At 70.5% G+C, this 16780-nt stretch carries 12 protein-coding genes and 1 riboswitch; of the genes, 7 read left to right on the top strand and 5 right to left on the bottom strand.

Annotated features, from left to right (window positions below):
• Nucleotides 1-166 precede the first annotated feature (166 nt).
• The gene (locus tag IO36_RS17135) at nucleotides 167-1633 is read right to left on the bottom strand and encodes a sensor histidine kinase (protein ID WP_037620862.1); all 1467 of its coding nucleotides are present in this window, start codon (nucleotides 1631-1633) and stop codon (nucleotides 167-169) included.
• 623 nt (nucleotides 1634-2256) lie between these two features.
• On the opposite strand from IO36_RS17135, the gene nagB reads away from it, so the two are divergent.
• Complete coding sequence (nagB, locus tag IO36_RS17130; RefSeq protein ID WP_037620860.1) at nucleotides 2257-3042, top strand: glucosamine-6-phosphate deaminase; 786 nt, start codon at nucleotides 2257-2259, stop codon at nucleotides 3040-3042.
• A gap of 600 nt (nucleotides 3043-3642) precedes the next feature.
• On the opposite strand, the gene IO36_RS43795 is transcribed toward nagB, so the two are convergent.
• From IO36_RS43795 to IO36_RS17110, 4 genes are all read right to left on the bottom strand, one after another.
• The gene (locus IO36_RS43795; protein ID WP_037620859.1) at nucleotides 3643-5391 is read right to left on the bottom strand and encodes a glycoside hydrolase family 3 protein; all 1749 of its coding nucleotides are present in this window, start codon (nucleotides 5389-5391) and stop codon (nucleotides 3643-3645) included.
• Nucleotides 5392-5400: 9 nt separating this feature from the next.
• Nucleotides 5401-6276 (bottom strand): carbohydrate ABC transporter permease, encoded by an 876-nt coding sequence (locus tag IO36_RS17120; protein WP_037620858.1) that lies wholly within the window; start codon nucleotides 6274-6276, stop codon nucleotides 5401-5403.
• Entirely contained in the window at nucleotides 6273-7259 is a 987-nt protein-coding gene (locus IO36_RS17115; protein WP_037620857.1) for a carbohydrate ABC transporter permease, read from the bottom strand. The genes IO36_RS17120 and IO36_RS17115 overlap by 4 nt, the downstream gene beginning before the upstream one ends.
• Before the next feature lie 144 nt (nucleotides 7260-7403).
• Entirely contained in the window at nucleotides 7404-8687 is a 1284-nt protein-coding gene (locus tag IO36_RS17110; RefSeq protein WP_037620855.1) for an extracellular solute-binding protein, read from the bottom strand.
• 438 nt (nucleotides 8688-9125) lie between these two features.
• Here IO36_RS17110 and IO36_RS17105 point away from each other — a divergent pair, with 438 nt between their 5' ends.
• The 6 genes from IO36_RS17105 (at nucleotide 9126) to IO36_RS17080 (ending at nucleotide 16396) form a co-directional block, all read left to right on the top strand.
• Entirely contained in the window at nucleotides 9126-9890 is a 765-nt protein-coding gene (locus IO36_RS17105; protein WP_037620853.1) for a GntR family transcriptional regulator, read from the top strand.
• Nucleotides 9891-10032: 142 nt separating this feature from the next.
• Nucleotides 10033-10317 carry a DUF3311 domain-containing protein gene (locus tag IO36_RS17100; protein WP_387708099.1) on the top strand — a complete coding sequence of 95 codons (285 nt, stop codon included), beginning with the start codon at nucleotides 10033-10035 and terminating at the stop codon, nucleotides 10315-10317.
• The gene (mctP, locus tag IO36_RS17095) at nucleotides 10314-11924 is read left to right on the top strand and encodes a monocarboxylate uptake permease MctP (protein WP_037620850.1); all 1611 of its coding nucleotides are present in this window, start codon (nucleotides 10314-10316) and stop codon (nucleotides 11922-11924) included. The genes IO36_RS17100 and mctP overlap by 4 nt, the downstream gene beginning before the upstream one ends.
• A gap of 204 nt (nucleotides 11925-12128) precedes the next feature.
• The gene (locus tag IO36_RS17090; protein ID WP_037620847.1) at nucleotides 12129-12647 is read left to right on the top strand and encodes a GNAT family N-acetyltransferase; all 519 of its coding nucleotides are present in this window, start codon (nucleotides 12129-12131) and stop codon (nucleotides 12645-12647) included.
• Between the two features lie 52 nt (nucleotides 12648-12699).
• A riboswitch (cobalamin riboswitch) is annotated at nucleotides 12700-12848 on the top strand.
• A 132-nt stretch (nucleotides 12849-12980) separates the two neighbouring features.
• A complete protein-coding gene (locus IO36_RS17085) occupies nucleotides 12981-15362 on the top strand; it encodes a ribonucleoside-diphosphate reductase subunit alpha (protein WP_037620846.1) in 2382 nt (793 codons plus the stop codon).
• Nucleotides 15362-16396 (top strand): ribonucleotide-diphosphate reductase subunit beta, encoded by a 1035-nt coding sequence (locus IO36_RS17080; protein ID WP_037620844.1) that lies wholly within the window; start codon nucleotides 15362-15364, stop codon nucleotides 16394-16396. The genes IO36_RS17085 and IO36_RS17080 overlap by 1 nt, the downstream gene beginning before the upstream one ends.
• Nucleotides 16397-16780: the final 384 nt, after the last annotated feature.

Genomic DNA, 16780 nt, shown 5'->3' with positions numbered 1-16780 from the left:
CGATGCGCTTGATGCAACGAGCTTTCAGCCCCGGACCACCTGGTGATCCGGGGCTCATTGCTGTTCGCGTCCGGAATCGGTCACGCTGAGTGATGTCCGTCCGGGCGGTGCCGGCTCCCCGGCCGTGGGCCCGGATGCGCCCCGGACCGGCCGGGGCGCGGGCCGGCTACTTGGGCACGACCACCGGGATGTCGAGGAGCACCTGGGTGCCGCGCTCGGGGGCGGCGACCATGTCGAAGGTGCCGCCCAACTCGCCCTCCACCAGCGTCCGTACGATCTGCAGGCCGAGGTTGCCCGAGCGGTGCGGGTCGAAGCCCTCGGGCAGCCCGACCCCGTCGTCCTGCACCGTGACCAGCAGCCGGGCGTCCTTGGAGGTGCCGCCGCGCACCGCGGAGACCTCGACGGTCCCCCGGTCGCCCTCGCGGAAGCCGTGCTCCAGCGCGTTCTGCAGGACCTCGGTGAGCACCATGGACAGCGGGGTCGCGACCTCGGCGTCCAGGATGCCGAAGCGGCCGGTGCGCCGGCCGGTGACCTTGCCGGGTGAGATCTCGGCGACCATGGCGAGCACCCGGTCGGCGATCTCGTCGAACTCCACCCGCTCGTCCAGGTTCTGGGAAAGCGTCTCGTGCACGATCGCGATCGAGCCGACCCGGCGCACGGCCTCCTCCAGGGCCTCGCGGCCCCGGTCCGACTCGATGCGCCGGGCCTGTAGCCGCAGCAGGGCCGCCACCGTCTGGAGGTTGTTCTTCACCCGGTGGTGGATCTCCCGGATGGTGGCGTCCTTGGTGATCAACTCGCGCTCGCGGCGCCGCAGTTCGGTGACGTCCCGGAGCAGGACCAGGGAACCGACGCGGGTGCCCTTGGGCTTGAGCGGGATCGCCCGGAGCTGGATCACGCCGTCGGCGCTCTCGATCTCGAACTCACGGGGGGCCCAGCCGCTGGCGACCTTCGACAGCGCCTCGTCCACCGGGCCCCGGGACGGGGCGAGTTCGGCGGTCGTCGTACCGAGGTTGTGTCCCACCAGGTCGGAGGCCAGACCGATGCGGTGGTACGCGGAGAGCGCGTTCGGGGAGGCGTACTGGACGATGCCGTCCGCGTCCAGGCGGATCAGTCCGTCGCCCACGCGCGGCGAGGCGTCCATGTCGACCTGCTGGTCGGGGAACGGGAAGGTGCCCGCCGCGATCATCTGGGCGAGGTCGGAGGCACTCTGCAGATAGGTCAGTTCGAGGCGGCTCGGGGTGCGCACCGTGAGCAGGTTGGTGTTGCGCGCGATGACACCGAGGACGCGGCCCTCGCGCCGGACGGGGATCGACTCGACCCGGACCGGCACCTCCTCGCGCCATTCGGGGTCGCCCTCGCGCACGATCCGGCCCTCGTCGAGCGCGGCGTCCAGCAGGGGGCGGCGGCCGCGCGGGACCAGATGGCCGACCATGTCGTCCTGGTACGAGGTGGGCCCGGTGTTGGGGCGCATCTGGGCGACCGAGACGTAGCGGGTGCCGTCCCGGGTCGGGACCCACAGGACGAGGTCGGCGAAGGAGAGGTCGGAGAGCAGCTGCCACTCCGAGACCAGCAGATGGAGCCACTCGAGATCGGAGTCGTCGAGGGCTGTGTGCTGGTGTACGAGGTCGTTCATGGAGGGCACGTGTGCGAGCGTACCCGGAGGATCCGACAGGTCCCGAAATCGGCCGCGCGCACGGGGCCCCGGGGGCGCTGTGGCGGCCCCGGAAACACCCGCGGGCCGCGGCGCCTGAGAGGGACCCTCAACCCTCCCGGCACCGCAGCCCGGAGCAACATCGGCCGTGGGGTGTGCGGTCCCGGTCGGCCGAAGAGAGGAGCCGGAGCAGTCAGGGCAGAGAGCGCCGGTTCCTCGGTCCGTCTTCCTGTGCGGGGAAGACGGAGGCTTGTTCAGTTTCTCAGTCCATTGTGGACTAGACCATGCTTGTGCGTCCATGCGTGCGCGGCCGCGTCCTCGGCCCGCGCGCCGCGGCGGCGGACCTCGTCGTCCGCCCATCCAACACCAGGAGCGCCCTTCAGGGTATCCCGCGCCGCTCCCCGGACGGCAGGAGCCACCGGGCCGACGGCGGCGCACTCAAGCGGAATTCACGAGTCCGGGCGGGTCCGGGGATTCGTCCCGCGACGCACCCCGTGGCGGGGCGACGGAAGGGTGACCCTCTGCTAGATTGGTCTATACCACATGTGTCCCCCTTCGGATTCGGGCGCGTTCCTGAGTCCCCTCTCCAGATCGGCAGGCCCAGCGTGGAAGTTGTCATCGTCCCGGACGCCGCGGCGGGCGGCGAGCTCATCGCCGAGGCCATGGCGAAGCTGCTCCGGCGCAAGCCCGACGCGCTCCTCGGCGTGGCCACCGGCTCGACGCCGCTGCCCATCTACGCGGCGCTCGCGGCCCGCGTGGGGTCCGGTGCCGTGGACGCCTCGGGCGCGCGCGTGGCGCAGCTCGACGAGTACGTGGGGCTGCCGGCCGAGCACCCCGAGTCCTACCGGTCCGTGCTGCGGCGCGAGGTGCTGGAGCCGCTGGGCATCGGCATGGACGCGTTCATGGGCCCCGACGGCACGGCGGCCGACGTCCAGGCCGCGTGCGAGGCCTACGACAAGGCGCTGGCGGCGGCCGGCGGCGTCGACCTCCAGCTGCTGGGGATCGGGACCGACGGGCACATCGGGTTCAACGAGCCGTGCTCCTCGCTCGCCTCGCGCACCCGGATCAAGACGCTGACCGAGCAGACCCGGGTGGACAACGCGCGGTTCTTCGACGGTGACATCGAGCAGGTACCGCACCACGTCATCACCCAGGGCATCGGCACGATCCTGGAGGCCCGGCACCTGGTGCTGCTCGCGACGGGCGAGGGCAAGGCGGACGCCGTGGCCGCGACGGTCGAGGGACCGGTCGCCGCGATCTGCCCGGCCTCCGCGCTCCAGCTGCACCCGCACGCCACGGTGGTCGTCGACGAGGCCGCCGCGTCCAAGCTGAAGCTCGGCGACTACTTCCGCCAGACCTTCGCCGCGAAGCCGGACTGGCAGGGAATCTGACACGACCCCCGGCCCAAGCGCCGGACCCACCACGACACCGGTGCCGGGCACTCCGACGGGAACGCCCGGCACCGGTGCGTGGAGCCCCCACGGGAGCCCGGGGCACTGCCCAGGAGCAGCAGGGGCGCGGGGCCCCGGGGACGAGCCAGGGGCACGCAGGACAGGACTCCACGGTCCACTGCCGAGGCCGAAGGACAGGCCCCGCTGACGCAAGCCGAGGCCGACGGCAGGAACCCTCGCAGGCGGGGGTTGGTCGGGCGGGGGCGCCTCGGTCGGAGACGGCTCGGGGGAGCGTGGTCACGCGGCGGAGACCGCGCGGACAGGCGACCCGGCCGGAGGCCGGTCAGCCAGAGCCCGGTCCTGCGCAGGCCCGGCCGGGCGCAGGTCTGGCGCGCAGAGGACGCGCGGCCAAGATGCCCGGGCGAAGGCCGCGCGCGGGCCGGGGCCGTCGAGGCGGAGCCGTCGGGCCGGGGCCGTCGGGGCGGGGTGGGGGAATGCCACGGTGCCGGGCGCTCTCAGGGGAGTGTCCGGCACCGGTGTGTGGCCTGGGGCGATGCCCGGGCCTCCGGGGGTCAGGCCCGGAGGCCCGGAGGCGGGGCGCTACGCGCCCGCGATCACCTCCGCCGCCGCACGGCCGCACACGCGTGCCGCACCGTGGGTGGCGATGTGCAGGGCGCCCCGGGGCGCCGACTGGGGGACGCCCATCTCGACCACGACGGTGTCGGGCCGGGAGGCGAGCAGCGTGTCCAGGGCCGCCCCCATCCAGGGGTGCCGGTGTTCGTCGCGGACGACCGCGACGAGGGGCCGTCCGTCCGCGGCCGCCAGGGCCTCGGAGCCCGCGTCCTCGCCGGAGAAGCTGCCGGTCTCGGTGCCGGGCAGCAGCCGCGCCAGCTCCGCCGCCACCCCCCAGGGGGTCTCGTCGCCGACGGCGATGTTCGCGACCGGGGTGAACGCGGCCACGTAGGGAGCCCCCGGGAGCCGGGTGTGCGACGCGGAGCGGGTCACGGTCAGCGCGCGCCGGGCGGCGACCAGCCCCACCTCGACGGCTCCCTCCGCCGCTCCGTCCGTACCGCCGTCCGGGCCTTCCGGGCCGCTCGCGTTCGCACCACCGGTGACATCCGTACCGCCGTCCGGGCCGGCCGGGCCACTCGCAGCGGCTGGGCCGTCCGCCCCGCCGGTCCCGTTCGCACCACCGGTGACATCCGAACCGCGCGTACCGTTCACGCCACTGGAACCGCTCGCACCACCCGTACCGCCGCCGATGTTCGAGGCGTTCGAGCCGTTCAAGCCATTCGTGGCGGCCTTGCGGGCCGCGGCGGCCGAGGCCGTCCACTCGGCCAGCGCGCGCACCCGGTTCGCCGCGTCCGCGAGGCGTTCCTCGGACAGCTCGCCGGAGCGTACGGCGGAGACCAGGGCGTCACGCAGCCGGCGCACCGTGTCGTCGTCCGCCAGTCCCCCGCCGACGCAGATCGCGTCCGCGCCGGCCGCGATGGCCAGCACGCTCCCGCGCTCGATGCCGTACGTCGCGGCGATGGCCTGCATCTCCATGCCGTCGGTGACGATGAGGCCCTCGTAACCGAGTTCCTCGCGCAGCAGCCCGGTGAGGATGCGGCGGGAGAGGGTGGCCGGGCGCTCCGGGTCCAGGGCCGGGACGAGGATGTGCGCGCTCATCACGGCCCGGCTGCCCGCGGCGATGGCCGCCCGGAAGGGCACCAGCTCGCGCGCCTGGAGCACCGACAGGTCCGCGTCGATGCGGGGCAGGGCGTGGTGGGAGTCCACAGCCGTGTCCCCGTGGCCCGGGAAGTGCTTGGTGCAGGCGGCGACACCGGCGGCCTGCAGGCCGGTGACGTAGGCGGCCGTGTGCCGGGCCACCAGGTCGGTGTCGGCGCCGAAGGACCGTACGCCGATGACCGGGTTGGCGGGGTTGGAGTTCACGTCGGCGGACGGCGCCCAGTTGAGGTTCACCCCGCACGCGGCCAGCCGGCGGCCGAGTTCCCGGGCGACCTCCTCGGTGAGCGCCACGTCGTCCACGGCGCCCAGCGCGTGGTTGCCGGGGAAGGACGAACCGGTGCGCACCTCCAGGCGGGTGACGTCACCGCCCTCCTCGTCGATGGCGACCAGGACGTCGTCGCGTTCGGCGCGGAGCTGGGCCGTCAGCGCGGCCAGTTGCTCGGGCGAGGCGATGTTGCGGCCGAACAGGCCGACGGAGGCGAGGCCTTCGCCGAGGCGGCGCAGCAGCCAGTCCGGAGCCGTGGTGCCGGTGAAACCGGGCTGGAGCACGGTCAGGGCGTCGCGCGTGAGGCCGTCCCGCGCGTTGGACGCGGTGGTACCGCTGGCGAATGTCGTCATCGGGTGGCGTTATCCCTTCACGGCGCCCGCGGTCAGTCCCGCGGCCATCTTGCGCTGGACAAGGAGGAACAGGACGACGATCGGCACGGCCATCATGGTGGCTCCGGCCATCATCGGGGCGTACTCGGTGCCGTGCTTGGTGGTGAAGTTGCCCAGCCAGACGGTGGCCGTCTGGTTCTGCTGGCTCAGCAGCATGAGGGCGTAGAGGTACTCGTTCCAGGCCTGGATGAAGGCGTAGACGGAGGTCGCGACCATGCCGGGGGCCAGCAGTGGGAAGACCACGCGGATGAAGGCGCTGGTGCGGCTGCAGCCGTCGACCATGGCGGCCTCCTCCAGCTCCTTCGGGATGTTGACGATGAAGCCGCGCAGCGTCCACACCGTGAAGGGGAGGATGAAGGTCAGGTACGTCAGGATCAGACCGGAGAGCTTGTCGTACTGGTGCAGGTCGTTCAGCAGCAGGAAGACCGGGATGATCATGGCGACCAGCGGGACCATCTGGACCGCGAGGATGCCGACGATCACGATCTTGCGGCCGCGAAAGGCGAAGCGGGAGATGGCCAGCGCGGCCAGCATCCCGACGACGATCCCGATCACGACCACCGAGAGGGAGACGATCAGGCTGCGGCCGACCGGGCCCCAGAAGTCGGCGATGTCCAGCGCGCGGCGGAAGTTGTCCAGCGTGAACCCGGTGGGCAGGAGGCTCGGGTCGGGGTCGATGGCGTCCTTGGCCGGCTTGATCGCCGTGTTGAGCATCCAGTAGACGGGGAAGCCCGCGGTCAGGAAGACGAACAGACCGAGCAGGTTCCAGCCGAGCTTGGACTTGCGGGGACCGGAGGACTTCCGCCCCGTGGCGGACGTACGCCCGGACGTGGCGACGGCACTCATTCGACCTCTCCGATCTGCAGCATCTGACGCATGTACACGGCGACCACACCGAGGAGCAGCAGCACGGTCAGCACGGCGATCGCCGACCCCTGCGCGTAGTCGTTGACGACGAAGGCGCGGTCGTACGAGTACGTGGTGAGGAGCTGGAACTCCGCCTCCGGGTGGCCGCCCCGCATGACGAAGACCTGCGGGAAGACACCCATGTCCCAGATGACGGAGAGCGTCGTCAGCATGACGATGATGGGCTTGAGGATCGGCAGGGTGACGTGGCGGAAGACGCCCCAGGAACCCGCGCCGTCGAGGCGTGCCGCCTCCTCCAGCTCGGCGGGGACCTGGGTGAGTCCCGCGCTGAGCGTGATGACCACGAAGGGCACCGCGCCCCAGACGACCAGGAGCATGATCACGCTCAGGCCCTGGGTCCCGCTGGCGAACCAGTTGTGGCCGATCATGTCGACGCCGGGGAGCTTGCTGAGCAGCGCGTTGAAGATGCCGTAGTCGGAGTCGAAGAGCCACTTGAAGACGGTGGTGGCGACGATGATCGGCATGCCCCAGCTGGCCACCAGCGCGATGTTGACGAGTGTCTTCACCCAGCCGGAGACCCGCTGCAGGAGCAGGGCGATCAGCATGCCGACGACCATCGTGAAGACGACGGCCCCGCCGGCGAACAGGATGGTCCTGACGACCACCTGCCAGAACTCGGTGTCGGAGAGCACGCCCTTGAAGTTGTCGAGGCCGACGGACTCGGCCGGCTGGAAGCCCCAGAGCTGGGACTGCCCGAACTTCTGGAAGGAGAGCGTGACCAGGCGCACCATGGGGTAGCCGAGGACCACCGCGAGGATCAGCAGGCACGGGGCGAGCAGGGCCCAGGGGGCCGCCGTGGTGCCCGATGTCCGCCTGGCGCGTGGCGCTTTCACGGCGGCCGGTGGCGGTGCCTGCCGCGGCGGCGGCACCTTGGCAGGGGTGGTCGTGTCTGCGGCACTCATCGCGCGCTCCTCAGCGGTCCCTCAGGTCGTACGAAAGCGAAGGCCCGTACGGCCCGGCCGCCGGGCGTTCCCCCTGGCCGGGCCGTACGGGAGGCAGGGCCCCGTCCCTCCGTTGCGGAGGACCGACGGGGCCCTGCTCCTGGGTCACTTGGTGTTGATGACCTTGTCGATCGCGGCGTCGGCTTCCTTCGCGGCGTCCGCGACGGACTTCTTGCCGGTGCCGATGTTCTGCAGCATCGTCTGCAGGACCTGGGCCTTCTCGACCTGGCCCCAGCCCGGCGCCATCGGGACGAACCAGCTGGACTCGGCCGCGGTGGCCGGGACCGCCGTCTTCGGGTCGCTCTGCAGGCTCACGAGGTCGGTCTTGTTGTTGGGCAGGTTGCCCTTGCCCATCAGGACCTTCTGGCCCTTGGCGCCGGTGAACGCGTTGATCCACTCGGCGGCGACGGCCTGCGCCTTCGACTTCACCGGGACGGCGAGGTCGGAGCCGCCCAGGAAGACCGGGAGGTTCTTGCCGGACGGGCCGGGCATCACGAAGTTCTCGAGGTTGCCCTTGAGCTTGCCGGTCTTGTCGCTCTTCGGGTCCTCGGCGGTCGCGCCCTCCCAGGCGGCACCGAAGATCATGCCCGACTTGCCCTGGCCGTAGACGATGTAACGGTCGGACTCGTCCTTGGTCTTGTCGCCGTGCATGTACTTGTCGACGATGGTCTTGAACTCGTTGAGACCCTTGACCGACTCGGGCGAGGAGAGGTTGGCCTTCCAGGTGCCGCCCTCCTCCTTCGCGATGGAGCCGCCGGCGTCGTAGACGAAGGACATGGCCGCGTACCAGTCACGGGTGGGCTGGTACCAGGCGCTGAACTTGGCGCCCTCCTTCTTCTGGATCTTGTCCAGGTCGGAGGTGAGCTCCTGGTACGTCTTCGGGGTGCTCTTCACACCGGCCGAGGCGGCGACGTCCTTGCGCCAGTTGCCGACGCGTCCACCGGCGTAGTACGGCACGCCGTAGGTCTTGCCGTCGTACGTCACGGACTCCTTGAGTCCGTCGAGCCAGGCGGTCGAGTTGTCGAACTTCGACGCGTCGAGGGGGGCAAAGGCTCCCTTGACCATGTAGCCGAGCATCTCGGTGTTGCCCATCTCGACCACGTCCGGCGCCTTGTCGGTGGCGAGGACCGCGTCGAGCTTGGTGTTCTTGTCCGGCCAGCCGTAGTACTCGTGCTTGATCTTGATGCCGGGGTGCTTCGCCTCGATGGCCGTGTCGGCCTGCTTGACCAGCTCGGGCCAGTTGTTCTGCGCGTCGACCGTGAGCCAGACCGTCAGCTCCTTGGCGTTCGCACCCTTGTCCGACCCCCCGGACTTGTCGTCGTTGCCGCACGCCGCGACGGAGAACATCATGCCCGCGATACCGATCGCGGCTATCAGCTTGCGCTTCACGCCACCCTCCTCAGGGATGCTGCGAACCCCCCTGCTCCCCCGCGGTGACATACGCCGTGTACCGCCCGTGGGGCCGGGACTGGACCAATGGTGTAGACCAGTACCCGGAGCTTGGCCTAGACCTAGGGGGGTGTCAAGGGTGTGTAAGCCCGTCCAGTCGGCCGTTATGGGACCTACATATGCAAGGACCTTTAAGTAGCCAAGCGGCACAAAATACGGTCGGGTTCACGGCCTGCGGAGGAACCGCTCACGCACCGTCCGCGACCGCGCCGGCACCACCGTCTGCGCGCGATGGACTAGACCAACAGGTACGCCGACGGTATATAGAGGGGATCACGGAGCGTGCGGGGACCACGCGCACAACAAGCCGTGCCACGATGTGAGCCGTGGCCGACGACATGGCGGTCGCTTCGGCATCCGGAGCCGGGAAGGCAGAGCATGAGCACCGACGTCAGCAGTGCGGAGAACGAGGGTGGGGCGCCCATCCGTACCGCGCGCGTGCCCAAGTACTACCGCCTCAAGAAGCACCTGCTGGACATGACGGAGACGCTGCCGCCCGGCACGCCGGTGCCGCCGGAGCGGACCCTCGCCGCCGAGTTCGACACCTCGCGCACCACGGTGCGGCAGGCCCTTCAGGAGCTGGTCGTCGAGGGCCGCCTCGAACGCATCCAGGGCAAGGGCACCTTCGTCGCCAAGCCGAAGGTCTCCCAGGCGCTCCAACTGACCTCGTACACCGAGGACATGCGCGCCCAGGGCCTCGAACCCACCTCGCAGCTGCTGGACATCGGCTACATCACCGCGGACGACGCCCTCGCCGGGCTGCTCGACATCACCGCCGGCGGACGCGTCCTGCGCATCGAGCGGCTGCGGCTGGCGAGCGGCGAGCCGATGGCCATCGAGACGACCCACCTCTCCGCCAAGCGCTTCCCCGCCCTGCGCAGGTCGCTGGTCAAGTACACCTCCCTGTACACCGCGCTCGCCGAGGTCTACGACGTCCACCTCGCCGAGGCCGAGGAGACCATCGAGACCTCGCTGGCCACCCCGCGCGAGGCCGGACTGCTCGGCACCGACGTGGGCCTGCCCATGCTGATGCTCTCCCGCCACTCGCTCGACCGGCAGGGCGAGCCGGTGGAATGGGTGCGCTCGGTCTACCGCGGCGACCGGTACAAGTTCGTCGCCCGCCTCAAGCGCCCCCAGGACTGAGCCGAACCGCGAGGGGGTCGCACTCCGGCCCGGGGGCGCGTGCCTCCGGGCAGGAACGCTCCCCGTCCGCCGTCCCCGCAGGGGTGGTTCCCTAAAGCCGGACCGTCCCCTAGATTGCCTGCGCGCGTTACCCAGGTGATCTATGAGGGGACGGAGACGACCTGTGTCAGACCTGCCCGAAGTGAAACCACCGGTGGTGACACCGGTTCGTGTGGTGATCGGCCTGTGCCTGCTCGCGCCCTTCGTGGCGATGCTGTGGGTCGGCTCCTACACGAAGACCGACCCGGCGTTCATCGGCATCCCGTTCTTCTACTGGTACCAACTGCTGTGGGTTCCCCTCTCGACGGTGCTCACGGTGATCGCGTACCAGCTGTGGCGCCGTGACCAGCGGGCCCGCACCTCGGCGAAGGGAGGTGCGGACGCATGAAGGACGGTGTGAACGGCGTCGCCCTCGGCGTCTTCATCTTCTTCTTCCTGGCCGTCACGGTCATGGGCTTCCTGGCCGCGCGCTGGCGCAGGGCCGCCGACGAGCACACCCTCGACGAATGGGGCCTGGGCGGACGGTCCTTCGGCACCTGGGTGACCTGGTTCCTGCTCGGCGGAGACCTCTACACCGCCTACACCTTCGTCGCGGTGCCCGCGGCGGTCTACGCGGCAGGCGCGGCCGGCTTCTTCGCCGTGCCGTACACGATCCTGGTCTATCCGCTGATCTTCACCTTCCTGCCCCGCCTGTGGTCGGTCTCGCACCGGCACGGCTATGTGACGACCTCGGACTTCGTGCGCGGCCGCTTCGGCTCCAAGGGCCTGTCCCTCGCCGTGGCCGTCACCGGCATCCTCGCCACCATGCCGTACATCGCGCTCCAGCTCGTCGGCATCCAGGCCGTCCTGGACGTGATGGGCGTGGGCGGCGGCGCGTCCTCCAACGCCTTCGTCAAGGACCTGCCGCTCCTGATCGCCTTCGGCGTGCTGGCCGCGTACACCTACTCGTCCGGTCTGCGGGCGCCCGCCCTGATCGCGTTCGTGAAGGACACCCTGATCTACATCGTGATCGCGGTGGCGATCATCTACATCCCGATCAAGCTGGGCGGCTTCGACGAGATCTTCAAGGCGGCGAGCGCCAAGTACACGGCCGCGGGCGCGGGCGGGCTCGTGCCCGCCGAGGCCGGCCAGTGGACGTACGCCACCCTCGCGCTCGGCTCGGCGCTGGCGCTGTTCATGTATCCGCACTCGGTCACCGCGACGCTGTCCGGCCGCAGCCGGGAGGTGATCAGGCGCAACACCACGATCCTGCCGCTGTACTCGCTGATGCTGGGCCTGCTCGCCCTGCTCGGGTTCATGGCGATCGCGGCCGGGGTGAAGGTCACCAACGGGCAGCTCGCCATCCCCCAGCTCTTCGAGGACATGTTCCCCGACTGGTTCGCGGGCGTCGCCTTCGCCGCCATCGGCATCGGCGCGCTCGTCCCGGCGGCCATCATGTCGATCGCGGCCGCGAACCTCTTCACCCGCAACATCTACAAGGACTTCATCAACCCGGACGCGACCCCGCGGCAGGAGACCCGGGTCTCCAAGCTGGTCTCGCTCCTGGTGAAGGTGGGCGCGCTGGTCTTCGTCCTGACCATGGACAAGACCGTCGCGATCAACTTCCAGCTGCTGGGCGGCATCTGGATCCTGCAGACCTTCCCCTCGCTGGTCGGCGGTCTGTTCACGCGGTGGTTCCACCGCTGGGCACTGCTGGGCGGCTGGGCGGTCGGCATGCTCTACGGCACGATCGCCGCCTACGGGGTGGCCTCGCCGACCCAGAAGCACTTCGGCGGCAGCGCGAAGGAGATCCCCGGCATCGGGGAGATCGGCTACATCGGTCTGACGGCGTTCGTCCTGAACGCGGCCGTGGCGGTCGTCCTCACCTTCGCGCTCAGGGCGTTCAAGGCCCCGGACGGCGTCGACGAGACCTCGCCCGGGGACTACACGGCCGACGCGGGCGACGCGGGGGTCGAGACGGAACTGCCGCCGGCCACCGCGGAGGCGAGCCACTGAGCCGGTAGCCGGCCCGTGGCCACGGGAAGACCCTGGGACACCTCCCGGCGACCGGCCACGAGCGACGGGCCACGGGCCACGGGCCACGGGCCACGGGCCACGGGCCACGGGCCACGGGAAAGGGTCCCGCGACCGCCGTGAACGACGGGCCGCCGGTGAAAAACCGGCGGCCCGTCGCCGTTCCGGTCGGGCAGACTCGCGCGCATGGACATCGTCGTCAGGACCGCCCGGCCCGAGGAGTACCGAACCGTCGGCGAGATCGCCGCCCAGGCCTATCTCGGGGACGGGCTGCTCGACTTCGGGGAGAGCGACGCCTACCTCGGGAGACTGCGGGACGTCGCGGGGCGGGCGGCCGTCGCCGAGGTGCTGGTCGCCGTCGACGGTGACCGGGTGCTCGGCAGCGTGACCTTCGCGGCGGACTCCAGCCCCATGGCCGACTCGGCGCGCCCGGGTGAGGCCGAGATCCGGATGCTGGCGGTCGCGCGGGAGGCGCGCGGGCGGGGCGCGGGCGAGGCACTGGTGCGCGCCTGTGTGGGACGGGCCCGGTCGGTCGAGGGCTGTTCGCGTCTCGTACTGTCCACCCAGCGCACCATGCACAGCGCCCACCGGCTCTACGAACGCCTGGGCTTCACCCGCACCCCGGACCGCGACTGGAACCCCTTTCCGGAGCTCGACGACATCCGGCTGCTCACCTACGAGTTGACGCTCCGGCACACTCCGTAGCGCTCCCGGAGACCAACCGGACACAACATGTGGGGGTAGTCCCGGAGCCCGGCACAAGATGTATGCTCATGGTCGCTGTCGCCGCAGGGGAATCCGGTGCGAATCCGGAACTGTCCCGCAACGGTGTACTTGTGCGTGTTCGCGTCCGCGTGTGCTCGCACCCGCGTCAGTCCGAGGACCTGCCGGCAGCGCGCCCCGGCCGTCCGGCCCGGGTGCCGACTACGTCCGGGCCTCGCGGAATGGGCCGGTGGACGCGGTGTGTGCTGCCCCGAAGCGCTCCCGTGTGCCCCGTGCCCGCCCACGAGGCCCCGTGCCGAGCGAGGGAGAGCCTCAGTGACCATCGCGCCAGCCGATCCGGCTTCAGTGACCGCGCAGCAGTCCACGGCGGAGACCGACGGTCCCGGGACCGCGCTGCTGCGGACCCTGACGGATCTGACCGCCGACCTCCCCGACGCCGACCCCGGCCGGGTCGCCGCCGCGGCGCTGCGCGGCCGGTCCGCCCGCGCCGACGAGGCCGAGCTGCGCGAACTGGCCACCGAGGCGGCCGCGGGTCTCATCTCCGAGGACCCCGCCTACTCCCGGCTGGCCGCCCGTCTGCTCGCCATCACGATCGGCGTCGAGGCCGCCTCCCAGGGCGTCACCACCTTCTCCGAGTCGGTCGCCGTGGGCCACCGCGAGGGTCTGATCGCCGACCGCACGGCCGCGTTCGTGCTACTGCACACGGCCCGCCTCGACGCGCTGATCGACACCGAGGGCGACGACCGCTTCGGCTACTTCGGGCTGCGCACCCTGCACAGCCGCTATCTGCTCCGGCACCCGATCACCCGCAAGGTCGTCGAGACGCCCCAGCACTTCATGCTCCGGGTGGCGTCCGGGCTCGCGGAGGACGACACGGTCCGCTCGGTGGACGAGGTCGCCGCGCTCTACCGCCTCATGAGCCGCCTCGACTACCTTCCCTCCTCCCCCACGCTCTTCAACTCCGGTACGCGGCACCCCCAGATGTCGTCCTGCTACCTCCTCGACTCCCCGCTCGACGAGTTGGACTCCATCTACGACCGCTACCACCAGGTGGCGCGGCTGTCGAAGCACGCCGGCGGCATCGGGCTGTCGTACTCCCGCATCCGCTCGCGCGGTTCGCTGATCCGGGGCACCAACGGGCACTCCAACGGCATCGTCCCGTTCCTGAAGACGCTGGACGCCTCGGTCGCCGCGGTGAACCAGGGCGGCCGGCGCAAGGGCGCGGCCGCGGTCTACCTGGAGACCTGGCACTCCGACATCGAGGAGTTCCTGGAGCTGCGGGACAACACCGGTGAGGACGCCCGGCGCACGCACAACCTCAACCTCGCGCACTGGATCCCGGACGAGTTCATGCGCCGGGTGAACGCGGACGCCGTCTGGTCCCTCTTCTCCCCGGCCGACGTGCCGGAACTGGTCGACCTGTGGGGCGACGAGTTCGACGCCGCCTACCGCAAGGCCGAGGAGGCGGGCCTGGCCCGCAAGACCATCCCGGCCCGTGACCTCTACGGCCGCATGATGCGCACCCTCGCGCAGACCGGCAACGGCTGGATGACCTTCAAGGACGCCGCCAACCGGACCGCCAACCAGACGGCGGAGCCGGGCCACACGGTCCACTCCTCGAACCTGTGCACCGAGATCCTGGAGGTCACGGACGACGGGGAGACGGCGGTCTGCAACCTGGGCTCGGTCAACCTCGGCGCGTTCGTGACCGGCGGGGACATCGACTGGGAGCGGCTGGATCAGACCGTGCGCACCGCGGTGACGTTCCTCGACCGCGTGGTGGACATCAACTTCTACCCGACCGAGCAGGCGGGCCGCTCCAACGCCAAGTGGCGTCCGGTCGGCCTCGGCGCGATGGGCCTGCAGGACGTCTTCTTCAAGCTGCGGATCCCCTTCGACTCGCCCGAGGCCCGCGCCCTGTCCACCCGGATCGCCGAGCGGATCATGCTCGCCTCGTACGAGGCCTCCGCGGACCTCGCCGAGCGCAACGGACCGCTCCCGGCCTGGGAGAAGACCCGCACCGCCCGCGGTGTGCTGCACCCGGACCACTTCGACGTCGAGCTGAACTGGCCCGAGCGCTGGGCGGCCCTGCGGCAGCGGATCGCCGAGGTCGGCATGCGCAACTCCCTGCTCCTCGCGATCGCGCCGACCGCCACCATCGCCTCGATCGCGGGCGTGTACGAGTGCATCGAGCCTCAGGTGTCGAACCTGTTCAAGCGCGAGACGCTCTCCGGCGAGTTCCTCCAGGTCAACTCGTACCTGGTGGCCGAGCTGAAGGAGCTCGGCGTGTGGGACGCGCAGACCCGTGAGGCGCTGCGCGAGTCCAACGGCTCGGTCCAGGGCTTCTCCTGGGTCCCGCAGGAGGTCCGCGACCTGTACCGCACGGCGTGGGAGATCCCGCAGCGCGGTCTGATCGACATGGCCGCCGCCCGCACCCCGTTCCTGGACCAGGCCCAGTCGCTGAACCTGTTCCTGGAGACGCCGACCATCGGCAAGCTCTCCTCGATGTACGCGTACGCCTGGAAGGCGGGCCTGAAGACGACGTACTACCTGCGTTCGCGCCCGGCGACCCGTATCGCCCGCGCGGCCCAGGCACAGGCGCGACCCGAGACCACCATCCCCGTCCAGCAGGCGGCCGACCCCGACGCCGTCGCCTGCTCCCTGGAAAACCCCGAGTCCTGCGAGGCATGCCAGTAATGAGCGACACGAACACCGAGAAGGCTGTGTCCGAGAAAAACCTCCTGGACCCGGGCTTCGAACTCACCCTGCGCCCCATGCGCTACCCGGACTTCTACGAGCGCTACCGGGACGCCATCAAGAACACCTGGACCGTCGAGGAGGTCGACCTCCACTCGGACGTCGCCGACCTCGCGAAGCTGACGCCCGGTGAGCAGCACATGATCGGCCGGCTGGTCGCGTTCTTCGCGACGGGCGACTCGATCGTGGCGAACAACCTGGTGCTGACGCTGTACAAGCACATCAACTCCCCCGAGGCGCGGCTGTACCTGAGCCGTCAGCTCTTCGAGGAGGCCGTGCACGTCCAGTTCTATCTGACGCTGCTCGACACCTATCTGCCCGACCCGGACGACCGGGCGGCGGCCTTCGCGGCCGTCGAGAACATCCCCTCCATCCGCGAGAAGGCGCAGTTCTGCTTCAAGTGGATGGACTCGGTCGAGAAGATGGACCGGCTGGAGGACAAGGCGGACCGCCGTCGCTTCCTGCTGAACCTGATCTGCTTCGCCGCGTGCATCGAGGGGCTCTTCTTCTACGGCGCCTTCGCGTACGTCTACTGGTTCCGCAGCCGGGGTCTGCTGCACGGCCTGGCGACCGGCACCAACTGGGTGTTCCGCGACGAGACGATGCACATGAGCTTCGCCTTCGAGGTCGTCGACACCGTTCGCAAGGAGGAGCCCGAGCTCTTCGACGACCTGCTGCAGGAGCAGGTCACCGCCATGCTGCGCGAGGCCGTGGAGGCGGAGCTGCAGTTCGGCCGTGACCTGTGCGGCGAGGGTCTGCCGGGCATGAACACCGAGTCGATGCGACAGTACCTGGAGTGCGTGGCGGACCAGCGCCTCCAGCGGCTGGGCTTCGCGCCGGTGTACGGCTCCGAGAACCCCTTCTCCTTCATGGAGTTGCAGGGTGTCCAGGAGCTGACCAACTTCTTCGAGCGCCGCCCGTCCGCGTACCAGGTCGCGGTGGAGGGAACCGTCGACTTCGACGAGGACTTCTGACCGGTCGGGTCCTGCCGACCCTCTGACCGACCGTCATCGACGAGAGCCGGGCCGCCCCTTGCGGCCCGGCTTTCGTCACGTACTGCCCCCGCGCCTCCAATCGCCGGGCCAATCCCCGTCCATGGAGCGGCAAAGTTCTGCCGGCACCGCTGTTCGCGCGCCGTTCCCCCCGGTTACGTTCTGGCCGTCCCGTCGCGCCACGCTCCGCGGCACACCGGGACGACTGATTTGGCATGCCCATGACGCGTCTCTCCACGTTCGCGCTACGCGCGTCACGGGCGGCCCTTTCAGTGCGCCGAGAACCCCACTTCCGGCCAAGGCGCCGCGCACGGCCCCACCCGGGCCCGAGCGGCACCGGCCTCGAACCGATGGAGGCGACACCCC

It is taken from the genome of Streptomyces aureus, assembly GCF_000725495.1.
GTDB lineage: Bacteria > Actinomycetota > Actinomycetes > Streptomycetales > Streptomycetaceae > Streptomyces > Streptomyces aureus_B.
Note: the sequence above shows the minus strand (reverse complement) of the source record. Positions and strands in the feature narration are given on the sequence as shown.